The sequence below is a fragment of the Aeromonas tecta genome, assembly GCF_000820185.1.
Classification (GTDB): Bacteria; Pseudomonadota; Gammaproteobacteria; order Enterobacterales; family Aeromonadaceae; genus Aeromonas; species Aeromonas tecta.
On sequence record NZ_CDCA01000028.1, the window covers coordinates 67,355 to 90,264 of the forward strand.

The following is a 22,910-nucleotide window of genomic DNA, read 5'->3' on the forward strand; positions in this document are numbered from 1 at the left end:
CGAACGCCCGGTTCTGTGACAGTGACCCATCTAGCGACAAGGAAAAGGAAGCCAGAAAAATATGCGATGACCCGCCTACATTTCTGCGAAAAAGGGGTCGCCTATATCTGATGTCAACCTAACAGGCTGCAGCGCAGCGTCATATCGAGGAATACATCATGGGCTTGTCCATTCACACCAACTTCGCTTCTCTGACCACCCAGAGCCAGCTCAACACCACCAACAAGATGCTGGGCACCGCCATGCAGCGTCTGGGTACCGGTCTGCGCATCAACTCCGCCGCCGATGACGCCGCCGGCCTGCAGATGGCCACCCGTCTGCAATCCCAGTCCAGCGGTCAGAAAGTGGGCATGCGTAACTCCCAGGATGCCGTCTCCATGATGCAGACTGGTGAAGGTGCCATGGACGAGATGAGCAACATCGTTCAGCGCATGAAGGATCTAGCTACCCAGTCTGCTAACGGCACCAGCACCGCAGACGACCGCAAAGCCATGGATGCTGAGTTCACCGAACTGCGCGCCGAGCTGGACAACATCAGCAACAACACCACCTTCGGTGGACAAGAGCTGCTCAAGACCGGCAAGGGCTTCCAGGAAGATGTTACCTTCCAGATCGGTGGCACCAGTGCTGAGAAGCTGGAACTGAAAAAGACCGGCACCCTGGCCAAGGCACTGGCAGAAGTTGTGGGTACCGGCAAGGGTACCGACGGTGCTGCCGTCAAGGTAGGTATCGGTGATCAGGGCAAGGCGACCACCGCTATGGCCGAGCTGGATACCTTCTCCCAGAAGATTGGTGAGTCCCGTTCCGCCTTCGGTGCCAACATCAACCGCCTGGAACACACCGTCAATAACCTCTCCAACATGAAAGAGAATACCGACTTGGCGAACGGTCGCATCATGGATGCCGATTTCGCCCAGGAGAGCACCAACATGACCAAGAACCAGATGCTGATGCAGGCTGGCATGTCCGTGCTGTCCAACTCCAACCAGATGACCGGCATGGTCACTTCCCTGCTGCGTTAATCCCAGTGGCACTCATCCCTGGGATGAGTGCCATCTTCCTCCTGCCTCTTTCCCCTGCTTCCGCTTTTCCGCCCTCTCATCATATTTTTCGTTCCCCATTCAAGTCTTGGTCTGCTGTTGTCGCTTCTCATCTTTGAAGAGTTACCCGCTGCAATGCAGCCTTTTTGAGGAGTAAATCATGGGTTTGTCCATTCACACTAATTTCGCCTCGCTGACCACTCAGAGCCAGTTGAACTCCACCAACAAGATGCTGGGCACCGCCATGCAGCGTCTGGGTACCGGTCTGCGCATCAACTCCGCCGCCGATGATGCGGCTGGTCTGCAGATGGCGACCCGTCTGCAAGCTCAGTCCAGCGGTCAGAAAGTGGGCATGCGCAACGCCCAGGATGCCATCTCCATGATGCAAACCGGCGAAGGTGCCATGGACGAGATGAGCAACATTGTTCAGCGCATGAAGGACTTGGCCACTCAGTCTGCTAACGGCACCAGCACTATTGACGATCGCAAGGCGATGAATGCCGAGTTCACCGAACTGCGCGCCGAGCTGGACAACATCACCACCAACACCACCTTCGGTGGTCAGACTCTGCTGGCCAAGGATCAAGGCTTCCAGAAAGCCGTGACCTTCCAGATCGGTGGCACCGGTGCCGAGAAGCTGGAGCTGAAAGACGATGGCACTCTGGCCACCGCCCTCAAGGGTGTGATTGCCGATGACAAGGGTACCAAGGGCACCGCCGTTGCCGCCGGTATCGACGACCAGACCAAGGCTACTGCCGCCATGACCGAGCTGGACACCTTCTCCAAGGGGATCGGTGAAGCGCGTTCCGCCTTCGGTGCCAACATCAACCGTCTGGAGCACACCGTCAACAACCTCTCCAACATGAAAGAGAACACCGATCTGGCGAACGGCCGCATCATGGATGCCGACTTCGCCCAGGAGAGCACCAACATGACCAAGAACCAGATGCTGATGCAGGCTGGCATGTCCGTGCTGTCCAACTCCAACCAGATGACCGGCATGGTGACTTCCCTGCTGCGTTAATGAGTTGCCAGGCCACTTCGCGAGGGGTGGCCTTGTTATTGCTTGTGCGTTGGAAAGAGCCGAGCCGGTTTTTTCCAACAGGCATGCCACCGATTAAGTTGATAAGGATGTGATGATGCAAGTAGATCCAGCCAGCATGGCGATGCAACTGGTCGCCATCGAGCGCCAGAACATGGATAAGCTGCTGAAGAAGCAACTGGACAGCGTCAAGGGACAGCAGAGTGCCATCAGCACGCTCACCACCAAGCTGTCGAGCTTCCAGGCCATGCTCAAGGATTTGAACAAGGCGACCAACCTGCAGGCCCAGAAGGCCACCATGTCCCAGGACGGGGTGATGACGGTGACCAGCAATGGCAAGGCCAGCTCGGGTCAGTACAACTTCTTCGTTGAGCAGCTCGCCCAGTCCCATCAGGTGGGTCTGCAGCTCGACAGCGACACCACGCCGTTGCCGGCCGATGGGGTCTTCTCATTGACGGTCAAAGGCAAGACCATCGACATCGATTTGGCGACGCTGCCGGCCGGTGCCACCGCCAAGGATCTGGTCTCCCAGATCAACAACGCCAAGGATAATCCGGGCGTGAAGGCAACCCTGGTGCGCACCGATGGCAAGGTCAGCATGGTGCTGACCAGCAAGGAGAGCGGGGTGGAGAATGCCATCACCCTGGGCTACAACGGCGATACCGCCAATGCGCTGGGCAAGGCCGTCACCGGCAAGACGGATATCACCCAGGCACAGGATGCCAAGCTGCGCATGGGGGGCGACAACCCGCTGACCATCACCTCCTCCAGCAACAAGATAGAGAACGTGGTCGACGGCCTGACCTTCCAGCTGACCAAGGCCCAGAAGGTGGGCGATGCGCCCCTGATGGTGACCATCGATCAGGACAAGGAGGCGGTGACCGGTTCCCTCAAGAAGTTTGTCGACAGCTATAACGAGCTGATCGATGAGCTGGCCAAGATGACTTCCAGCGATCCCAAGGCGCCGGGCGCGCTCTCCTCCGACAGCGGGGTGCGTAGCCTCAAGAGTGCCCTCTCTCGCAGTGTGCGGGATCTGCCGGATGGGCTCAGCCTCAGCAGCCTCGGCATCAAGACCGACAAGGCGGGCAAGCTCTCCTTCAACGAGACCGACTTCAACAAGGCGCTGGAAAAGGATCCCGAGCTGCTTGGCAAGGCCTTGATGGGGGATGATGGGCTGCTCAAGCGGATGAGCGATTCGCTCGATCCTTACACTAAGCGAGATGGTGCCCTGAAGGGGCGCAAGACCGGCCTAGAGGCCGGCGAGAAGCGGGTGAACGAGCGGATGGAGGCACTGGATCGCCGTATGGAATCCGCGTATAAGCGCTACCTCAATCAGTTCACCACCATGAACCAGATGATGCAAACCATGGGTGCATTGTGAGTCGGTGAGCGCCTCTCCTCCTGAATAAGTGAGTCTTTCATGTTTGAACCCCAAGATGGCTACGATGCCTACCAGTTCGCCGCCACCCAGGCCAAGGCAGCGAGTGCCGATCCGCACCAATTGGTGCTGATGCTGATGGATGGTCTGCTTGACGAGGTTGCGCGGGCCGAGGGCCACATCCAGGCCAAGCAGTACGAGCGCAAAGGGCAATCCATCAATAAATGCCTGCAGATCCTGGGGGGGCTCGACAGCGCGCTCGACATGGAAAAAGGCGGGGAGCTGGCGACCAATCTGCACCGTCTGTACGACTACTGTGGGCAACGGCTGTTCGAGATCAGTGTGGCCAACGATGTGGCCGGCTTCGCCGAGGTGCGCCGCATCCTGCAGGAGTTGAAGGAAGGCTGGGAAGCGATGGCGCGTCATCCTCGTTAAAGCGGAAGCCGGCTTTCCTCATTAGGTAAGAATGACATTTAACTAGTTGAATTTAATTGACTATATATCTGGCCTGCTCCTTGCTTATCAGCAGGGTTATCTTATTTTGGGGCCATCAACATGTCCATGACAGGGTCTGTGCAACCAGGCACGGAACGCGAGACGCGCCAGCGCCAGTTACTGGGGTTGGGGCGTCTGATACTACAGCAGGCTCGGGCCGGGCAGTGGGATGCGGTACGCCTGACGGATCAGCGTCTGGCCCAGTTCATCGGGCATGTGCGCCAGCAACCCGTGTTGTGGCAGGCGCTGGCCCCGGTCCGTGATCAGGTACGAGCCTGGCATCAGGATGCCGTTGCGCTCTGCGAGCAGGAAACCCGATTGCGCAAGCAGGAGTGGCAGTCATTGTCCGAAAAGCGAGAAGGGCTGCAAGCCTATGATGAGGCACAAGAATGGGCCTAATCCAGTTCGTCGGTACCGAATCCTTGCCCACCCCGAAAGCGGGTGGCTTTACCCACCTTTCACGCCAGCCTGATGGGCAGGGGGAGCAGTATCAGTCGCTGGACCTCCCGCTAGATACTGCCCATTTGGTAGAAGAAACATCTACCAAAGAACCTTCTGGCGATACGGTTGAACAGTCCCCCCTCGATGTCGCGGAGCAACTGCCCGCGTTTACCCATATGCCGCCCGTTTTTGTACGTCATGAAGAGGCGTCACGGTTGCTGGCCGCCCGCCAGCAGCCAGATATCGCAACCCTTTCGGCTGTCACCGAGGGCGTCACTGAGGAAGCCCCATCTGCCTCTGCGACGCTGCGGGCCCTGTCCCGTTTCGAGCGGCTAGAAGCCGATCGTGCCCCCATGGTGGCGTTCACCGAGGGGAGCAAGGAGAGACCCGTCTTGCTCACGGGGGATGTCGCCAGGGTACTGAACCTGTCCATTGGTCAAAACGACAAGCAGCCACTGCCCGACAAACTGATAGCCAATCTGCAATCCCTGCTGGGAGACGGGTCCGAGCGGGATCCACTCATTTCCGATGTCAAAGCCATGGCAGGACAACTGCCTGCGGCGCCACTGGCCCGAACGGCGGAATACCAGTGGGCACCTGCCCGCCTGGCCGATAGCCCGACTCAGTGGGGCCAGCAATTGGTGGATGTGCTCAAAGACAAGGTCGAGCTGCAGGTCAACCAGAGCATCAAGCAGGCACATATCCGCCTCGACCCTCCTGAGCTGGGGCGCCTCGAGCTAACGGTCAGGGTCGAGGGAGATCGACTGAACGTGCAGCTCAATGTGACCAACCCGGCGGTGCGTGAGGCCCTGATCCAGTCGATGGAGAAGCTGAGAATGAGCCTGGCCCCTCATCACGCCGGTGGCGTCGAGGTGAATGTGGGCCAGGGCGGTGAGCAGGAACGAGGCGATCGCTGGCAGCAGGACAAGATCCTGGCGGGCCGGCGGCAATGGCAGGAGGAGTTTGAGGCATCTGACAGACCCGGCCAGGACTGGCTGAATACCCTGGTGTGATTTTTCCCGTATCCCGGCAATAGCGAGAGTGACTTTATATTATGCGGCGTTTCATGAAGTGGTTGATGGTGGTTGTCATGGCGCTGTGCCTGCTGGCAGTGCTGGCTTACGGTGCTTATCTCAAGCGCGATACCCTTGCCGTCTGGCTGGGCCTTGCCGAAGCCAAACCTGAGCTGAGCAAGACGCCGCTGTTCAAGCCAATGGAGCGTTTCGTCATCAGCCTGGAAGGGGAGATGGAACCTCATTACCTGGTGCTGGAGCTGGCACTGGTCACCCATAACCCAAAGCAGCTTGAGACCCTCAATGAGCTGACCCCCCTGATCCGCAATGCCATGGTGCAGTATTTCAGCCACCGTTCCCACGATGCGGTAAAGAAGGAATTGCAGAATATCTCCGCCTTGCAGACGTCTCTGCTGGGCAAGCTGGTGACCACGCTGCAGGGGTATGGCTACCAGCCCTATCTGGATGAAGTGTTGATCACCAAGGTGCTGGTGCAATAACGGCCATGCTGGACTCTGGCTGGGATACCCATGACGATCTGGCCGTCTCGCCTCCCCGCACCGGTGAACAGGCGATCCTGACCCGTTACCTGCCGCTGGTGAAGCGTGCCGCCAGCCACCTGCGCAGCCAGGTCTCGGCCAGTTTCGATCAGGAGGACATGGAGCAGGTCGGCATGATGGGGCTGCTGGAGGCATGGCGACGCTATGACAGCGAGCCGGATGCCCAGTTCGAGGGTTATGCCTTCAAGCGGATCCGTGGCGCCATGCTGGATGAGCTGCGTCGACTGGATTGGCGACCCCGCCAGCTGCGCCAGCAGGTGCATGGCCACAATCAGGTGCAGCGGGAACTCTTCAATCGTCTTGGACGCAACCCGACCGAGCAGGAACTGGCGCTGGCACTGGATTGCTCCGTCGAAGAGGTGCGCCAGTTGGCCTATGCCAGCCAGGCGGAGGCGCTGCAAAGCCTGGAGGAGTGGCTGGAGAACGGCGGCAAGGCGCCGACCACCGAGGCCGATGATGTGGACATGGCCATGACACTCAGCAAGGTGCTTGGTTCGCTGGACAAGCGGGAGCAACTGCTGCTCTCCCTTTACTACCAGCAGGAACTGAACATGAAGGAGATTGCGCTGGTACTTGGCTTGACGGAATCGCGGGTATGCCAGCTGCACAAGCAGTGTGTCCTTCAGCTCAAGCAGAGATTGGTCGACTCCATATAACTAGTGCCCCTCCTCTCAAGGGAGGTTTCTCGAATCCTGCGGAGCATTCATGCAAAAACAGATAGGTCTTGGTGTCATTTTCATATGTGTGCTGGGCGGCTTCATGATGGCCGGTGGCAGGCCCATTGCCCTGTGGCAGCCAGCCGAACTCATCATCATCATCGGTGCCGCCGCCGGCTCCATGTTCCTGGGTAACACCAAGGAGGTGATGCATGAAATGTGGCGTCAGGTGAAGCTCTGCTTCAAGTCCAACAAGGGCGAAAAAGAGATCTATCGCGAGCTGCTGACCCTGATGCATCAATTGCTGGAAGAGACCCGCAGCAAGGGGATGAAGGCGCTGGATGATCATATCGAGAACCCGCAACAGAGCTCGGTCTTCCTGATGTATCCCCAGGTGTCGGAAGACCCGCAACTGCTCGGTTTCATCATCGACAACCTGCGCCTGCTGGGCATGGGCAAGATCACGCCTCACGAGCTGGATACCATTCTGGAGCAGGAGATCATGGCCATCGAAGAGGACATGCTCAAACCGTCCCACGCCCTGCACAAGACGGGGGAGGCTTGCCCCGGCTTTGGCATCCTCGCCGCCGTGATGGGCATCATCATTACCATGCAGCAGCTCGATGGCCCGCTCAGCAACATAGGTGTGCATGTGGCCGCCGCCCTGGTGGGCACCTTCATCGGTATCTTCCTCTGTTACTGCCTGCTGGAGCCGATCAGTAACGCCATGGAAGAGATGGTGAAGCGCCGGATCGGCATGCTGATGTGCATCAAGTCGATCTTGATCGCCCAGTTGCGTGGTAAGACACCGCTGCTCTCCGTCGATGCGGGCCGCAAGATGCTGGAGCCTGATGTGAAACCCAGCTTCCTCGAGTTGGAAGATTGGGTGACGAACAGGGCCATGTAATGCGCAATCACGAACAGATCATCATCAAGCGCCAGCAGCGGCGCAGCAGTGGGCCCAAGAGTGGAGGGGCATGGAAGGTCGCCTTTGCGGATTTTACGCTGGCGATGATGGCCTTCTTCATGGTGCTCTGGATCCTGGCGGTCTCCAGCCAGGAGGAGCGTGAGGTGGTGGCCAGCCGGTTGCGTGACTACAGCATCATGGACAGTGAGGCGAACCCTTTTGATATCCGCAACAGCCCTTATCCGGTCGACTTGGGCGGCAATCCGTCGGTGCTGGAAGAGCTGAGCCCCCAGTTTGTGGAGCAGGGACAGCGCATGCCCAGACACATGGAGCGCAACCGCAGCATCTTCAACGACGGTGCCAAGGGCGGCTACGAGAGTCTGCTGGCGGGCAAGATCGAGGGCGAGGCACAGATGAAACAGCTGGCGGGCTTTATCGGCTCGATGGCGGATCAGATGGAGGCCAAGAACAATCTGGAGCTGCAACTAGTGCCGCAGGGCTTGCGGATCCTGATCCGTGACGATGACGAGCGCGAGATGTACAGCCGTGGCAGCGCCCGTATCAGTCCCTTCTTCCGCCACCTGCTGATGACGCTGGCACCGGTATTCCAACGTGTTGAAAACCGGGTCATGATCTCCGGTCATACCGACAGCACGCCCTTTGCAGGGGACAACTACAGCAACTGGGAGCTGTCCTCCGATCGCGCCATGATGGCGAGGCGGGTGCTCCTCGCCGGTGGTATGCCGCCCGAGCGGGTCGGGCAGGTGGTCGCCATGTCAGACACCATGCTGGAAAATACGGCCGACCCCAGAGGCAGCCAGAACCGCCGTATCGAATTGCTGGTGATGACGAGCCAGGCGGAGCAGCACCTGGAGCAGTTGTTCAGTGCTCAAACCCAAGCCGCCACCCAGCAAGCCAAGGATGCCACTGCCCATGGAAACCCCTGATACCACTCTGCCTGCGTTGACCGAGTTCAACGATCCCAGGCGCAAGTCCCCACGCTGGTACCTGCACGATGGCTCTACCCCGCTGGAATCCCAGAGTTGCGGCATTGCCGCCCGGCTCATGGTCTCTGGCCTCTTGTTCGACAAGCGTATCGGGCGGGCCGTGATCAAGGATATAGGGCCTGGTGGCGTAGGATTTCTGGCGCCTGCCCGCTTTGCACTGCCCGAGCTCGTCAGACTGTCACTGTCACCCCGGATCGTGCTGGAGTGCCAAATCACTCATCGACGGGCAATAGGTCAGTACCTCAATTTCTACGGCGCGCGCTGGGCTCATTCTGAAGAGATCGATCTTGCCCCCGTGCTCAGCCACTGGCGTCATTGTTTCATGGCACCAGCAGAGGACGGCTCTGTTTCAACCCCAGTGGATCCGGTAACGGCGCAAGACTGAGACCGCCACGGCCCATGTCCAAGCCCCTTGCCGGCTGCAGCAGCAAGGGATCGTGCAGGCTCTCCAGTGACACCGCATGAACCAGCAGGGGCCGCTCATTCGGCTTGCTGCCAGCGGGGGCCTTGCTGCGGCCATAGACGATGGGGCAGTTGGTTACCCCTGCGGCATCGGGTAATTGCCAGGCAGGATTCCACCGGCTGGCTTCATTCATTGACACTCCTTTGGCCATAGCCCAACTCAGCAGGGAGCAGCTGCCTGGCTGCTTCCATACCTGAATGCTGTCTCCCTCTTGCCATGACGGCAGCACAAAATGGTAGTGCGCCGCCCTGTCCAGCAGTTGGGAGAGGGCGATGAAGCGCGCCACGTAGAGACGGGTTTCGGTGGGTAGCGACAATTCCCACAGATTGCGCGTTCCCGCGCTGAGTATGGCCTTCAGCACCCGTCCCTCTCCGGCGTTATAGGCCGCCAGCGCCAGCAGCCAGTCCTGGCCAAAGAACTGATACAACCAGCCGAGATAGGTGAGTGCGGCATCTGTCGCCAGAGGCAGTGAATAGCGGCCATCGAAGCTGTTGGTCATGGGGACGGAGAAGCGAGCTGCGGTATCGGGCATCAGCTGCCAAGGGCCGGCGGCGCCTGCGGAGGAGACCACATCCAGCCGATAGCTGCTCTCAATCAAGGGAAGAAGCGCCAGCATGGAGGGCAACTTGCGCTCGCTAACCTGCTGCTCTACCCAGCGGATCATGGGTTGCGACTGGGTGATCCGTTTTTGCAGATGGATTTGTTGCTGCAACAGGAATTGGGTTTGCTGTGTGACCAGTTCGGCTCCTTCCCCACCGATGGGGGTAGGAAAACCATCCCGCCAATGATAATTATCATAGGAGTAACAATAAGGGCTGGTCAGTAACAACAAGATGACAAGGGATAGGCAGAACAATCTCATCTGAATGCGAGTTGCCTGGCAGGAAAATGATAAAAACATGATGAATCTCAACAGTTTTTGACAATTACTGTCGACTGTTCATGTGGTATCCAGGACGTGATGAGCATGATAACACGAGTAAAAAAGACCCCAAAGACGGGTAGGGCTATTCAGAAGTTTTTGCTTTATCTGATCCTCATTAATTTTGGTTTGATGTGGCTCTATGTCATGTATGCAGATGAACTGACCTTTGGTTCCAACCTTCTGCTGACTTTCCTGCTCATTCTCTATAACCTGCTGCTCTGCCAGCTGGTCAGCTTGCGCGCGAGGCGGGCGGGGGATGGCTACATCATCTACCCCGTGGTAGGAGTGAGCATTATTTTGTGCGCCGTTGTGCTGTTTCGTTTCATCATTTCCCCCTGAATTCGATTATTTATACGCCACCCCCGATGGGGTGAATTTAATTTAATCCTGAATAACTTGTGGAAAATCAACTCATTTAATCGGCACTGACCCAGCGTTGCGTCAATATGTTCCCCATGCCCGCCATCCTCGCTTGAAAAGCCTCCTGCTCGTCCTTAAACTTCATGGTGGAGAAAAGTGGATCAAAGTGGTTTTATCAGGCAATTTGCCTCCTTAACTCACCTTCGGGGACTGCAATTTGTTGCGTGGCGCTCACGCCATCAGCCTGGACAGCAAAGGGCGACTGGCGATTCCGACCAAATACAGAGATTGGCTGCGCGATGAAAGCGACGGTCAGCTGGTCTGCACCATCGACATTGCCCACCCCTGTCTGCTGCTTTACCCCCTGAATGAATGGGAAGAGATCGAGCGCAAGCTCAAGACGCTCTCCAGTACCCAGCCGGCGGAGCGCCGTTTACAGCGCTTGTTGCTCGGTCATGCCACCGAGTGCGAGCTGGACGGCAATGGCCGTCTGCTGCTCAGCCAGCCGCTGCGTAGCCATGCAGGATTGGACAAGAAAATTATGCTGGTGGGCCAACTCAACAAGTTTGAGTTGTGGGATGAAGCCCGCTGGCAGCAACAGATCAATGACGATATCCAGGGCCTGCCCGAGGACGATTGGGCCAGCTCACCACGACTACAGGATTTTTCTTTATAAATGACCCAAGCCGCTGAACATATCACAGTGCTGTTGCACGAAGCCGTCGAAGGGCTGGCTATCAAGCCGGACGGTATCTACGTCGACGGTACCTTTGGCCGGGGTGGTCACTCTCGTCTCATTCTCCAGCAGCTCGGCCCTAATGGCCGGTTGATCGCCATCGACCGGGATCCGCAGGCTATTGCCGAGGCGGCCAAGATCCAGGATCCCCGTTTCGAAATCGTGCATGGCCCCTTCTCCGGCATCGCTTCCTATCTGAGCGAGCGCGGCCTGCTCGGCAAGATTGACGGCTTCCTGCTGGATCTCGGGGTCTCTTCCCCCCAGCTTGACGATGCCGAGCGCGGTTTCAGTTTCATGAAAGACGGTCCGCTCGACATGCGGATGGATCCGACCAGCGGCCAGAGCGCCGCCGAGTGGTTGGCAAGGGCCGATGTGGACGATATCGCCTGGGTCTTGAAGACCTTCGGTGAGGAGCGTTTTGCCAAGAAGATTGCTCGCGCCATCGTGCACGATCGGGTCACCGAGCCCTATGTGCGTACCCGCCAGCTGGCGGAGATGATTGCCCGGGTCAATCCCAGCAAAGAGAAAGGCAAACACGCCGCCACCCGCAGCTTCCAGGCCATTCGCATCTACATCAACAGCGAGCTGGACGAGATCGAGAAAGCACTGGACGGTGCCCTGCAGGCGCTGGCCCCGGAGGGACGCCTCTCCGTCATCAGCTTCCACTCGCTGGAAGATCGGCTGGTGAAGCACTTCATCCGCAAGCACGAGAAAGGACCCGAGGTACCGCGCGGCATTCCCCTGACCGAGGCGCAGCTGGCCGGTGGTCGCAAATTGAAATCGATCGGCAAGGCGCTCAAGCCTTCCGAGCATGAAGTCAACGAAAACAGCCGATCCCGCAGCTCAGTGCTGCGTGTCGCCCAGCGTCTGGCGGAGTAAGTCATGAGCGAGGTGCGTGTTCATCTGGCCAAAGAGATCCTCGGGGATCTCTGGCGACACAAGTTGCAGGCGGTGCTCGCCATTGCCGTGTTGATCACCGCCTTCGCGGTGATCCTGGTGACTAACATGACCCGTGGCCTGACTGCCGAGCAGAATGACCTGATGGCGGAAGAGGATCGGCTCAACATCGAGTGGCGTCACCTGCTGCTGGAGCAGGGCACCCTGGCCGAACATTCCCGGGTGGCGAGTCTGGCCATGGACAAATTGCAGATGGCTCGCCCGCTGGTGACCACCGAGAAGGTAATAACACAACCATGAAACGCAAGGCCGCCCCACCCAAGGCTAAAGCCCCGTCACTCTATCCGTGGCGCTTTCGCACGCTGGTGTTCTTCATCGGCATCGCGTTTGCTGGCTTGATCCTGCGTCTGGCCTGGATCCAGGTGATCGATCCCGACCGCTTGAGGCAGGAAGGGGACATGCGTTCCTTGCGCACCACCTCCACTCAGGCGGTGCGTGGCATGATCACCGATCGCAATGGCGAACAGCTGGCGGTATCCGTCCCCGTCGAAGCGGTCTGGGCCGATCCCAAGACGGTGCACGAGTCCGGCGCCATCCATAACGAACGCGCCTGGCTGGCGCTCTCCGCCGTACTCAAGCTCGACATCAATACCCTCAAACACCGTATCTCCAACCCGAGCAAGCGCTTCGTCTATCTGCAACGCCAGGTGACCCCGGCGGTGGCGGAATACATCAAGGGACTCAAGCTGGGTGGCATCTATCTGCGCCCCGAGGCCCGTCGTTTCTATCCGACCGGCGAGATCAGTGCCCATCTGGTGGGCGTGACCAACATCGATGGCAGCGGGATCGAGGGGATAGAGCGCAGCTACAACGAATGGCTGACCGCGACCCCGGGCGAGATGAGGGTGCGTAAAGATCGCCAGGGCCGGGTCATCGAACGGCTTGGGCTGGTCAAGGAAGGCAAGAACGCCAACGATCTGCAGCTGAGTATCGATCAACGGGTACAGGCGCTGGCCTACCGGGCGCTCAAACGCGCCACCGACGAAAACAAGGCCACCTCCGGCTCCATGGTGATGCTGGACGTGAAGACCGGCGAGGTGCTCGCCATGGTCAATACCCCCTCCTATAACCCGAACAACCGGGGCCAGTATCAGAGCTTCCGGGTGCGCAACCGGGTGGTGACCGATACCTATGAACCGGGTTCGACCATCAAACCATTGATTTTGTTGAGCGCACTTCAAGCCGGTGTGACCAGCTGGAAGGACACCATCCAGGGTGGTCCGCTGTTTATTGGTGCCAAGCAGATTCGGGATGTGAGTATCCACAAGGCGACCAACCTGTACGACATCCTGCGCTACTCCTCCAACATCGGCATGTCGCGCATCGCGCTGCGCATGCCCGCCCAGGAGATGATCAATACCCTCAGCATGGTCGGCTTCGGCATGGACACCGGCAGCGGCCTGGTGGGGGAGAGTACCGGCATGCTGCCCCAGCGTCGCCGCTGGTCCGATATCGAGCGGGCGACCCTGTCGTTTGGCTATGGTCTGCGGGTTACTCCGCTGCAGCTGGCCTCCGCCTATGCCACCCTGGCCAACAAGGGCAAGCGGGTACCGCTCTCCATCGTCAAGGTGACTGAGCCGCCCAAGGGAGAGCAAGTCATCGACCACAACAACGCCACCGCCATGCTGCAGGCGCTGGAGTACGTGGTCAGCAACGCCATTCCCAAGGCCCAGATCCCGGGCTATCGGGTCGGTGGCAAGAGTGGTACCGCCAAGGTCGCCGTCGCCGGCGGCTATGGCAAAGACTATATGGCCTGGTTTGCCGGTTTCGCCCCGGCCAGCAACCCCCGCTTCGTCATGGTAGTGGTGATCAACGAGCCCAAGGGCAGTGCCTATTACGGCGGCGCCGTCGCGACCCCGCCCTTTGCCGAAGCCATGGGTGGCGTGCTGCAACTCTTCAATATTCGTCCCGATGCGGTACCACCTTCAGTACCCGCCAAACTTGCCCGTACGGAGGCCCCCAATGCTGCCCCGCGCACTTGATCAACTGCTGCGCCCTCTCGGCATCCCTGCCCCGGCGCTCAGCTTCACCGACATTCAGCTAGACAGCCGGCGGGTCGGGCCCGGCTGTCTCTTCGTGGCCATTCGTGGCCATCAAGTGGACGGCAGACGTTTCATCGAACAGGCGGTGGCTCAGGGAGCGACCGCCGTGCTGTTTGAGGAGGATGGTGAATTTGTGGTGCCGTCACTGGCGGTGCCTTGTTTCGGGATCCCCGATTTACCCGCCAGGCTCTCCGAGCTGGCCGGGTATTTTTACGATCAACCCGCGCAAAAACTGCAGCTGGTAGGCATCACCGGCACCAACGGCAAGAGCACCACGGCGCTGCTGGTGGCAAACTGGCGCACCCTGCTGGGTGGCCAGGCCGGAGTGATGGGCACCATAGGCAACGGCCTGTTCGGCGAGCTGGTGGAAGCAGAAAATACCACCGGCAGCGCGCTGCAGGTGCAGGCCAATCTCGCCGCGCTGCAGCAGCGCGGCGCGAGTCTGGTGGCGATGGAAGTCTCCAGTCACGGGCTGGTACAACATCGCGTGGCGGCCCTGCCCTTTGCGGCGGCAGTGTTCACCAACCTGAGCCGGGATCATCTGGATTATCACGGCACCATGGAGGCCTATGGCGCCGCCAAGGAGGAACTGCTCAAACTGGTCGACGAGGCCAATGCGGTCATCAATGCCGATGATGCTCTGGGCCAGCGCTGGCTGGCGCGTTATCCCGCCGCCGTGGCCTTCGGGGTGAATGGTCCGATTGAAAACCACCCTGGGCGACAGTTAACGGCGCAGGATCCCCACTTCCACCAACAAGGTTTTCACACACGCATTAACTCCAGCTGGGGGAATGGTGTATTATCCGCCCCCTTGCTCGGCCGCTTCAATGTCAGCAATGTGCTGGCGGCGATGGGCGCGATGCTGGTGCTCGGTTACGAGTTCGACGAACTGCTGGCCAGCGCGCCCCGCTTGCAACCGGTGACCGGTCGCATGGAGTGCTTTGGTGGTGGCGATGCGCCGCTCGCGGTGGTCGATTATGCCCATACCCCGGATGCGCTGGAGAAGGCATTGCAGGCCCTGCGGGTGCACTGTGAAGGCCAGCTCTGGTGTCTGGTGGGCTGCGGTGGCGACCGGGATCGCGGCAAGCGCCCCATGATGGCTGCCATGGCAGAGCAATATGCGGATCGCGTGATCCTGACCGACGACAATCCCCGTACCGAGGAGCCGGCCCAGATCATGGCGGACATGGTGGCGGGTCTTCGCGATCCTGGCGCGGTGCAGATTGAGCATGACAGGGTCAAGGCGATCGCACTGGCCCTCGGTCAGGCGAGCAAACAGGACATCATCCTGGTGGCCGGTAAGGGCCACGAGGATTATCAGATCATTGGAACCGACAAGCGGCACTACAGCGACCGGGAAACCGTCGCCGCCGCCTTGCACACATTATTGGAGTCATTCACATGATGACCCTCAGGCTTGCCGACCTGGCGCTGGTGCTCGATGCCCGTCTGATTGGTGACGATGGCGAGATCACCGCGGTCAGTACCGACACCCGCACCCTGGGTAGCGGCGCGCTGTTCGTTGCGCTGCGCGGCGAGCGTTTCGACGCCCACGATTTCTGCGAGCAGGCGGTGGCCGCCGGTGCCTCTGCCTTGCTGGTGGAGCGCGAGCTGCCGCTGGCCATTCCCCAGCTGATCGTCAGCGATTCCCTCAAGGGGCTTGGCCGTCTCGGCAGGCTGGTGCGTGAGCGCATCAACCCCAAGGTGCTGGCCATTACCGGCAGCTGCGGCAAGACCACAGTCAAGGAGATGGCGACTGCCATCCTGCGCTGTGAGGGGGAGGTGCTGGCCACCGCCGGCAACTTCAACAACGAGGTGGGGGTACCGCTCACTCTGCTGCGTCTCGAGCCGCAACATCGCTTCGCCGTGATGGAGCTGGGTGCCAATCACCCTGGTGAGATTTCCTGGACCACGTCACTGGCCAAGCCGGATGCCGCCATCATCAACAACGTTGCCGCCGCCCATCTGGAAGGCTTCGGCTCTCTGGAAGGTGTGTTCCACGCCAAGAGCGAGATCTTCGAGGGCCTGCGCGAAGGCGGCAGCGCCATCGTTAACGCAGACAACGAGTTCTGGCCCAAGTGGCAGGCGAAGGGCATCCATTGTGCCTTCTCCATCGAGGATCAGACCCAGCCGTTCCATGCCCGCGATATCCGTTTCAACGCCGATGGCTGCGCCGAGTGCACCCTGGTGACTCCGAACGGTGAAATAAGCCTGACCCTGGCCATTCCCGGTCGTCACAACGTAGCGAACTCCCTGGCGGCGACCGCAGGTTGTCTCGCACTCGGCGCCTCGCTCGCCTCGGTCAAGGCCGGGCTGGAGCAGATGGCGCCGGTCAAGGGCCGCTTCTGCGTGCAACGCTGGGGTGGCCTCACCCTGGTGGATGACACTTACAACGCCAGCGTGGAATCCGTGCTGGCGGGCATCGATGCCCTGACCGCCATGGGCGGCTTCAAGGTGCTGGTATTCGGTGACATGAAGGAGTTGGGTGAGGAGTCCGCCGAGCAACACGCCCGGGTCGGACGCCACGCCCGCGAGCAGGGCCTGAACGCCGTGCTGACAGTAGGGGAACAGAGTCGCCACACCGCAGATGCCGCGGCTGGTCGACATTTCGATAACAAGGCGTCGTTGTTTGAAGTGCTTGCGCAAATGATAAATACACATCAAGAAATTTCGATTCTGGTCAAGGGCGCCCGTGGCTCCCGCATGGAAGATATCGTCAAGATGGTCACTGACCGTCAGGAGTCCGCCACATGCTAGTCTGGCTGGCGGAACTGCTCACCCCGCACTTCACCTTCTTCAACGTCTTCTCCTACCTGACGTTTCGCGCCATTTTGTCGATCATCACCGGTCTGACGGTGGCGCTCTGGATGGGGCCGCGCCTCATTCGCCGCCTGCAGATTATGAAGTTCGGCCAGGTGATCCGCAACGACGGCCCCGAGTCGCACCTCAGCAAGAAAGGCACCCCGACCATGGGTGGCCTGATGATCATCGCCGCCATCTTCATCTCGGTGCTGCTCTGGTGTCGCCTTGAGAACCCCTATGTCTGGCTGGTGCTGTTCGTGCTCGGTGCCTACGGTGCCATCGGCTTCGCCGATGACTACCTCAAGGTGGTACGCAAGAATACCGACGGCCTGATCGCCCGCTGGAAGTACTTCTGGCAGTCGGCGGTGGCGCTGGCGGTAGCGGTGTTCCTCTACGCGACGGCCACTCACGACGGCCAGACCCAGCTGGTGGTACCCTTCCTCAAGGACGTGATGCCGCAGCTTGGCCTGATGTTCATCGTGTTGACCTACTTCGTCATCGTCGGTACGTCCAACGCGGTCAACCTGACCGACGGTCTGGATGGCCTTGCCATCATGCCGACCGTGATGGTGGCAGGGGGCTTCGCCCTCGTTGCTTGGGCGACCGGCAACGTCAACTTTGCCAACTACCTGCATATTCCCTACGTGCCCTATACCTCCGAGCTGGTGATCGTCTGTACCGCCATCGTCGGGGCTGGCCTTGGCTTCCTCTGGTTCAACACCTACCCGGCCCAGGTCTTCATGGGGGACGTCGGTTCCCTGGCCCTGGGCGGCGCGCTCGGCACCATCGCCGTGCTGGTACGCCAGGAGTTCCTGCTGGTGATCATGGGGGGCGTCTTCGTGATGGAGACCGTCTCGGTGATCCTGCAGGTGGGATCCTACAAGCTGCGCGGTGTCCGCATCTTCCGCATGGCGCCGATCCATCACCACTATGAGAAGAAGGGTTGGCCGGAGCCGCGCGTCATCGTGCGTTTCTGGATCATCACGCTCATGCTGGTGCTGCTCGGCCTCGCCACCCTGAAGGTGAGATAAGCCATGGTCATCATCATCGGACTCGGCAAGACCGGACTCTCCTGCGTCGACTACTTCCTCAGTCGCGGTGTGACGCCGTTGGTGATGGATACCCGCGCCAACCCGCCCGGCAAGGATCAACTGCCGGCTGGGGTGGAGCTCATCCAGGGGCTGGATGGCGAGCGGCTCAAGCAGGCGCACATGATAGTGGCGAGCCCGGGCATCGCTCTCGCGACACCCGAGCTGCAGGCCGCGGCCGAGTTCGGGGTGCGCATCGTCGGCGACATCGAGCTGTTCGTGCGCGAGGCTCAGGTGCCGGTCATCGCCATCACCGGCTCCAACGGCAAGAGCACGGTCACCACGCTGGTGGGCGAGATGATCGCCGAGGCGGGCCTCAAGGTCGGGGTCGGTGGCAACATCGGCATCCCGGCGCTGGAGCTGCTCAAGCAGCCGATGGATCTCTGCGTGCTCGAGCTTTCCAGCTTCCAGCTGGAGACCACCCACAGCCTGCGCGCCGCCGCTTCCGTGGTATTGAACCTCTCAGAAGATCATATGGATCGCTACGCGGGTATGGCCGACTATCGCGCCGCCAAGCAGGAGATCCATCAGCATTCCCAACACATTCTGATCAACCGCGACGATGCCCTGACTCAGCCCGATGTTGGCCAGGTGTGGCAGAGTTTCGGGCTGGACTGCAACGGTTATGGCCGCTGCCTGCTGGAGGGGCGCCACTGGCTGACCCTGCATGGCGAGCCGCTGCTGGCAGTGGACGAGATGAAGATCGTCGGCGCCCACAACCAGGCCAATGCCCTGGCCGCCATGGCCCTGTGCGATGCGGTCGGCATTCCTCGCGAGCCGCAACTGCGGGTGCTACGTCGCTTTGAAGGTCTGCCTCACCGTGCCCGCTTCGTGCGGGAGGTGAACGGGGTGCGCTGGATCAACGACTCCAAGGCCACTAACGTCGGCGCCACCCTGGCCGCCGTGGCCGGAGTGCGTGAATCGGTCAAGGGACGACTGCTATTACTGGCCGGTGGTCAGGGCAAAGGACAGGATTTTAGCCCGGTACAAGCACTGCTAGGCAGTCAGATTGACCACATGTATTGCTTTGGTCAGGATGCCGACGTCCTGCTCGCCCTCGGTGAGCAGACCGAACGGGTGGCGGATCTTGATACCGCTATTGCCAAGGCTGCGGCGGATGCTAGACCCGGCGACTGGGTGCTGCTGGCACCGGCCTGCGCCAGTCTCGATCAGTTCAAGTCGTTCGAGGCACGTGGCGATCGCTTTACCGAATTGGTACAGATGCTATGAACGCCCTTCGCGCCGTCGCAGGAGCACTGCAACGCTGGTTGTTACCGACGCGCCCGGCCGGTCTCTATGATCGGCAACTGGTGGTGCTGGCATTGGCGCTGATGTCGGTCGGCCTGGTGATCGTGGCCTCGGCCTCCATTCCGGAGGGGATCGCCATCAACAACGATCCCTTCATGTTCGTGAAGCGTCATGGCCTGTTCCTGGTGATGGCACTCGGCATCTCCTGGTTCGTGCTGCAGGTGCCCATGGCACGCTGGCAGCAATACAACGGCCCCATGCTGCTGCTCGCCATCGTCATGCTGGTGCTGGTATTGCTGGTGGGACGCAGCGTCAACGGCTCGGTGCGCTGGTTACCGCTTGGCCCCTTCAACCTGCAGCCTGCAGAGTTCGGCAAGCTCGCCCTGTTCGTCTATCTGGCGGGTTATCTGGTGCGCCGCCAAAACGAGGTGCGCGAGCGCTTCATCGGTTTCATGAAACCGATGGCGGTGCTGTTCGTGGTGGCTATCCTGCTGCTGGCCCAGCCCGATCTGGGATCTGTGGTGGTGATGTTTGTGACCTCGCTCGGGATGCTGTTCCTGGCGGGGGCCCGCATGGTGCAGTTCATCGGTCTCATCCTGGTGGGGGTGAGCGCCGTGGTGACCCTGATCATCGCCGAGCCGTACCGGATGCGGCGGGTGACCTCCTTCCTCGATCCTTGGGCCGATCCGTTCGGCAGCGGCTATCAGCTGACCCAGTCGCTGATGGCGTTTGGCCGTGGCAGCTGGTTTGGTGAAGGGCTCGGCAACTCCATCCAGAAGATGGAATACCTGCCGGAGGCCCACACCGACTTCGTGTTCGCCATTCTGGGTGAGGAGTTGGGCTATGTCGGCGTGCTGGGTGCGCTCTTCCTCATCTTCGCGTTGGCGATCAAGGCATTGCGACTCGGTCATCAGGCGCTGGCGTCCGAGCGCCTGTATGAAGGCTATCTGGCCATCGGCATCGGTATCTGGTTCAGCTTCCAGACCTTCGTCAACGTCGGTGCGGCCAGTGGCATGATGCCGACCAAGGGGCTGACACTGCCCCTGGTCAGCTACGGTGGCTCCAGTCTCATCATCATGATGGTGGCGGTGAGCATGTTGATTCGTATCGATTTCGAGTTGCGCCAGGCCAGTGCCCAGGCGCGCGTGCGGGAGGTTTCGTGAGCAAGACGCTGCTGGTGATGGCAGGCGGTACCGGGGGCCATGTGTTCCCCGGGCTGGCCGTGGCCGATCGCCTCAAGGCCCAGGGTTGGACCGTTCACTGGCTCGGGACCGCCGACCGGATGGAGGCCGAGCTGGTGCCTGCCCACGGTTACCCCATCTCCTTCATCGACATTCAGGGGGTGCGTGGCAACGGCATCAAGCGTCTGCTGGCCGCCCCTTATCGCATCGTCAAATCCGTGCTGCAGGCCCGTCAGGTACTCAATACCATCAAACCCGACGTGGTGCTCGGCATGGGTGGCTTCGCCTCCGGTCCGGGCGGCGTCGCGGCCTGGTTGTCCGGCATCCCCTTGTTGCTGCATGAACAAAATGCCGCCGCCGGCATGACCAACAAGCTGCTGGCCCGCATCGCCAAACGGGTGCTGATGGCCTTCCCCGGCGCCTTCGCTCCGAGCTCTCGTACCGCGGTGGTCGGCAATCCAGTGCGGCCCGAAGTGGTGGCGCTGCCGGATCCGCAACTGCGCAGTGAAGCCGAGCCGCTGCGTCTGCTTATTGTCGGTGGCAGTCTGGGTGCCCGGGTGCTTAACGAGATTGTGCCCTCCGCCGTTGCCGCAGCCGGTGTACCCATTGCGGTGCGCCACCAGACCGGCAAGGGCAATAGAGACGCCGTGGCCGAGGACTACGCCAAACTGGGCCTCGATGCCGAGGTCAGCGAATTTATCAAGGACATGGCCGATGCCTATGCCTGGGCCGATCTGGTAGTGTGCCGCGCGGGAGCCCTGACGGTCTCCGAAGTGGCAGCCGCCGGGCTCGCCGCCATCTTCGTGCCGCTGCCCCATGCGGTGGACGATCACCAGACCCGCAATGCCTTGACCCTGGTCGATGGCGGCGGCGCCGAATTCCTGCCCCAATCAGAGCTGACCACGGCCTCGCTGGCCGCGCGTCTCTCCTGGCTCGCCGGGCGCAGGGAAACCCTATTGAACATGGCCCAAGCCGCCCGTCGCGTCGCTATTACCGATGCCGCCGAGCGGGTTGCCGATGAATGCAAACGGCTTGCGGCAGACTAAAGAGAGAACTATGACCAAGGTTGAACTGGCAAAACTGCGTACCGTTATCCCCGAAATGCGCCGCGTGCGTCGCATCCACTTCATCGGCATCGGTGGTGCCGGCATGGGCGGGATAGCCGAAGTGCTTGCCAACGAGGGCTATCAGATCACCGGCTCCGATCTGGCGCGCAACGCAGTGACCGAACGCCTGGCATCACTCGGTGCCCATATCTTCGTGGGCCACAGCGCCGAGCATGTGAGCGAGGCGAGCGTGGTGGTGGTGTCGACCGCCATCAAGCAGGACAACCCCGAGTTGCTGGCTGCCCGCGAGCTGCGCATCCCCGTGGTGCGCCGCGCCGAGATGCTGGCCGAGCTGATGCGCTTTCGTCATGGCATCGCCATCGCCGGCACCCACGGCAAGACCACCACCACCAGTCTGGTGGCGAGCATCTATGCCGAGGCCGGCAAGGATCCTACCTTCGTCATCGGGGGGCTGCTCAACAGCGCCGGCACCAATGCGCGCCTCGGCAGCAGCCGTTACCTGATTGCCGAGGCGGATGAGAGCGATGCCTCCTTCCTGCACCTGCAACCCATGGTATCCATAGTGACCAACATCGAAGCGGATCACATGGACACCTATGGTGGCGACTTCTCCAAGCTGAAATCCACCTTCATCGACTTCTTGCACAACCTGCCGTTCTACGGACTGGCGGTGGTCTGCGTGGACGATCCGGTGATCCGCGGCCTGTTGCCGGAAATAGGCCGTCCGACCCTGACCTACGGTCTGTCCGATGATGCCGATGTGCAGGTGCTGGACTTCGTCCAGACTAGCCACCGCAGCCGCTTCCGGGTGCGTCGCAAAGACGCGGGGGAACTGCAGGTGACTCTGAACCTGCCGGGCGTGCATAACGCCCTCAATGCCGCCGCCGCCATTGCGGTCGCGACCGAAGATGGTGTGGATGACGACGCCATCATCCAGGCGCTCGCCAAGTTCGAAGGGGTGGGTCGCCGCTTCCAGCAATATGGTGAGTTCGAGACCGGCCGTGGCAAGGCCATGCTGGTGGATGACTACGGTCACCATCCGAGCGAGGTGAAGGTCACCATCAATGCCGCCCGCGCCGGCTGGCCCGAGAAGCGCTTGGTCATGGTATTCCAGCCGCACCGTTACAGCCGTACCCGGGATCTCTATGAAGATTTCGCCGACGTGCTCTCCAAGGTCGATGTGCTGGTGATGCTGGAGGTGTATGCCGCCGGTGAAGAGCCGATCCCCGGTGCCGATGGCCGCGCGCTGTGCCGCACCATCCGCTCCCGCGGCAGCCTGGAACCCATCTTTGTCGCAACGCCGGACGATGTGCCTGCCGTGCTGGCGGAGCTGATTGGCGAGGGTGATCTGGTGCTGACGCAGGGCGCCGGGAACGTAGGCGCACTGGCTCGTCGTCTCGGTGAGATGAAATTGAGCGTAGATAGCATGAAATCCGGTGCCTGAGGGCCCAATGAGTATTTTGACCGCCAAGCCGGGGCCTATATAATGGCGAACCGGTCTG

24 protein-coding genes are annotated in these 22,910 nt (G+C 60.5%); 23 read left to right on the forward strand and 1 reads right to left on the reverse strand.

Annotated elements, in window-relative coordinates; all coding sequences use genetic code 11:
* Positions 1 to 158 precede the first annotated feature (158 nt).
* The 11 genes from lafA (BN1137_RS12035) to BN1137_RS22005 all read left to right on the forward strand — a co-directional run bounded on the left by lafA (BN1137_RS12035) (position 159) and on the right by BN1137_RS22005 (position 8,924).
* Complete coding sequence (lafA, locus tag BN1137_RS12035) at positions 159 to 1,022, forward strand: lateral flagellin LafA (protein WP_050718842.1); 864 nt, start codon at positions 159 to 161, stop codon at positions 1,020 to 1,022.
* A gap of 178 nt (positions 1,023 to 1,200) precedes the next feature.
* Positions 1,201 to 2,064: a lateral flagellin LafA gene (gene lafA, locus BN1137_RS12040; protein ID WP_050718843.1), complete on the forward strand. Its 864-nt coding sequence runs from the start codon at positions 1,201 to 1,203 to the stop codon at positions 2,062 to 2,064.
* A 115-nt stretch (positions 2,065 to 2,179) separates the two neighbouring features.
* Positions 2,180 to 3,463, forward strand: coding sequence for a lateral flagellar capping protein LafB (lafB, locus tag BN1137_RS12045; protein WP_050718844.1), 1,284 nt, complete (start codon positions 2,180 to 2,182; stop codon positions 3,461 to 3,463).
* 39 nt (positions 3,464 to 3,502) lie between these two features.
* Positions 3,503 to 3,895, forward strand: coding sequence for a lateral flagellar export chaperone LafC (lafC, locus tag BN1137_RS12050; RefSeq protein WP_050718845.1), 393 nt, complete (start codon positions 3,503 to 3,505; stop codon positions 3,893 to 3,895).
* A gap of 138 nt (positions 3,896 to 4,033) precedes the next feature.
* Positions 4,034 to 4,354 (forward strand): LafX, encoded by a 321-nt coding sequence (locus BN1137_RS12055; protein WP_232306938.1) that lies wholly within the window; start codon positions 4,034 to 4,036, stop codon positions 4,352 to 4,354.
* Entirely contained in the window at positions 4,345 to 5,409 is a 1,065-nt protein-coding gene (locus BN1137_RS12060; RefSeq protein ID WP_050718847.1) for a flagellar hook-length control protein FliK, read from the forward strand. Before BN1137_RS12055 ends, BN1137_RS12060 begins: the two co-directional genes overlap by 10 nt.
* A gap of 41 nt (positions 5,410 to 5,450) precedes the next feature.
* Entirely contained in the window at positions 5,451 to 5,909 is a 459-nt protein-coding gene (gene lafF / locus BN1137_RS12065) for a lateral flagellar basal body-associated protein LafF (RefSeq protein ID WP_050718848.1), read from the forward strand.
* A 5-nt stretch (positions 5,910 to 5,914) separates the two neighbouring features.
* Positions 5,915 to 6,625: a lateral flagellar system RNA polymerase sigma factor LafS gene (gene lafS / locus BN1137_RS12070; RefSeq protein WP_050718849.1), complete on the forward strand. Its 711-nt coding sequence runs from the start codon at positions 5,915 to 5,917 to the stop codon at positions 6,623 to 6,625.
* A gap of 49 nt (positions 6,626 to 6,674) precedes the next feature.
* The gene (lafT, locus tag BN1137_RS12075) at positions 6,675 to 7,532 is read left to right on the forward strand and encodes a lateral flagellar motor stator protein LafT (RefSeq protein ID WP_050718850.1); all 858 of its coding nucleotides are present in this window, start codon (positions 6,675 to 6,677) and stop codon (positions 7,530 to 7,532) included.
* Positions 7,532 to 8,479, forward strand: coding sequence for a lateral flagellar motor protein LafU (gene lafU / locus BN1137_RS12080; RefSeq protein ID WP_050718851.1), 948 nt, complete (start codon positions 7,532 to 7,534; stop codon positions 8,477 to 8,479). Before lafT ends, lafU begins: the two co-directional genes overlap by 1 nt.
* A complete protein-coding gene (locus BN1137_RS22005) occupies positions 8,466 to 8,924 on the forward strand; it encodes a hypothetical protein (protein ID WP_083443449.1) in 459 nt (152 codons plus the stop codon). Before lafU ends, BN1137_RS22005 begins: the two co-directional genes overlap by 14 nt.
* On the opposite strand, the gene BN1137_RS12085 is transcribed toward BN1137_RS22005, so the two are convergent.
* Positions 8,860 to 9,714: a lytic transglycosylase domain-containing protein gene (locus BN1137_RS12085; RefSeq protein ID WP_050718852.1), complete on the reverse strand. Its 855-nt coding sequence runs from the start codon at positions 9,712 to 9,714 to the stop codon at positions 8,860 to 8,862. The genes BN1137_RS22005 and BN1137_RS12085 overlap by 65 nt on opposite strands.
* Positions 9,715 to 9,969: 255 nt before the next feature.
* On the opposite strand from BN1137_RS12085, the gene BN1137_RS12090 reads away from it, so the two are divergent.
* From BN1137_RS12090 to murC, 12 genes are all read left to right on the forward strand, one after another.
* The gene (locus BN1137_RS12090; protein WP_050719112.1) at positions 9,970 to 10,266 is read left to right on the forward strand and encodes a hypothetical protein; all 297 of its coding nucleotides are present in this window, start codon (positions 9,970 to 9,972) and stop codon (positions 10,264 to 10,266) included.
* Between the two features lie 238 nt (positions 10,267 to 10,504).
* Complete coding sequence (gene mraZ, locus BN1137_RS12095) at positions 10,505 to 10,963, forward strand: division/cell wall cluster transcriptional repressor MraZ (protein ID WP_050718853.1); 459 nt, start codon at positions 10,505 to 10,507, stop codon at positions 10,961 to 10,963.
* Positions 10,964 to 11,902 carry a 16S rRNA (cytosine(1402)-N(4))-methyltransferase RsmH gene (gene rsmH, locus BN1137_RS12100; RefSeq protein WP_050718854.1) on the forward strand — a complete coding sequence of 313 codons (939 nt, stop codon included), beginning with the start codon at positions 10,964 to 10,966 and terminating at the stop codon, positions 11,900 to 11,902. It begins immediately after the preceding gene.
* Positions 11,903 to 11,905: 3 nt separating this feature from the next.
* Entirely contained in the window at positions 11,906 to 12,220 is a 315-nt protein-coding gene (ftsL, locus tag BN1137_RS12105) for a cell division protein FtsL (protein ID WP_050718855.1), read from the forward strand.
* Positions 12,217 to 13,962: a penicillin-binding transpeptidase domain-containing protein gene (locus BN1137_RS12110; RefSeq protein ID WP_050718856.1), complete on the forward strand. Its 1,746-nt coding sequence runs from the start codon at positions 12,217 to 12,219 to the stop codon at positions 13,960 to 13,962. Before ftsL ends, BN1137_RS12110 begins: the two co-directional genes overlap by 4 nt.
* Positions 13,943 to 15,427, forward strand: coding sequence for a UDP-N-acetylmuramoyl-L-alanyl-D-glutamate--2,6-diaminopimelate ligase (murE, locus tag BN1137_RS12115; protein WP_050718857.1), 1,485 nt, complete (start codon positions 13,943 to 13,945; stop codon positions 15,425 to 15,427). The genes BN1137_RS12110 and murE overlap by 20 nt, the downstream gene beginning before the upstream one ends.
* Positions 15,424 to 16,779 carry a UDP-N-acetylmuramoyl-tripeptide--D-alanyl-D-alanine ligase gene (locus BN1137_RS12120; RefSeq protein ID WP_050718858.1) on the forward strand — a complete coding sequence of 452 codons (1,356 nt, stop codon included), beginning with the start codon at positions 15,424 to 15,426 and terminating at the stop codon, positions 16,777 to 16,779. Before murE ends, BN1137_RS12120 begins: the two co-directional genes overlap by 4 nt.
* Positions 16,773 to 17,855, forward strand: coding sequence for a phospho-N-acetylmuramoyl-pentapeptide-transferase (gene mraY / locus BN1137_RS12125; RefSeq protein ID WP_050718859.1), 1,083 nt, complete (start codon positions 16,773 to 16,775; stop codon positions 17,853 to 17,855). Before BN1137_RS12120 ends, mraY begins: the two co-directional genes overlap by 7 nt.
* A gap of 3 nt (positions 17,856 to 17,858) precedes the next feature.
* Positions 17,859 to 19,142, forward strand: a complete 1,284-nt coding sequence (gene murD, locus BN1137_RS12130) for a UDP-N-acetylmuramoyl-L-alanine--D-glutamate ligase (protein ID WP_050718860.1) — start codon at positions 17,859 to 17,861, stop codon at positions 19,140 to 19,142.
* Positions 19,139 to 20,323 carry a cell division protein FtsW gene (gene ftsW / locus BN1137_RS12135; RefSeq protein WP_050718861.1) on the forward strand — a complete coding sequence of 395 codons (1,185 nt, stop codon included), beginning with the start codon at positions 19,139 to 19,141 and terminating at the stop codon, positions 20,321 to 20,323. Before murD ends, ftsW begins: the two co-directional genes overlap by 4 nt.
* Positions 20,320 to 21,387: an undecaprenyldiphospho-muramoylpentapeptide beta-N-acetylglucosaminyltransferase gene (gene murG, locus BN1137_RS12140; protein ID WP_050718862.1), complete on the forward strand. Its 1,068-nt coding sequence runs from the start codon at positions 20,320 to 20,322 to the stop codon at positions 21,385 to 21,387. Before ftsW ends, murG begins: the two co-directional genes overlap by 4 nt.
* Positions 21,388 to 21,397: 10 nt before the next feature.
* On the forward strand, positions 21,398 to 22,852 hold the full coding sequence (gene murC / locus BN1137_RS12145; protein WP_050718863.1) for a UDP-N-acetylmuramate--L-alanine ligase: 1,455 nt from the start codon (positions 21,398 to 21,400) through the stop codon (positions 22,850 to 22,852).
* Positions 22,853 to 22,910: the final 58 nt, after the last annotated feature.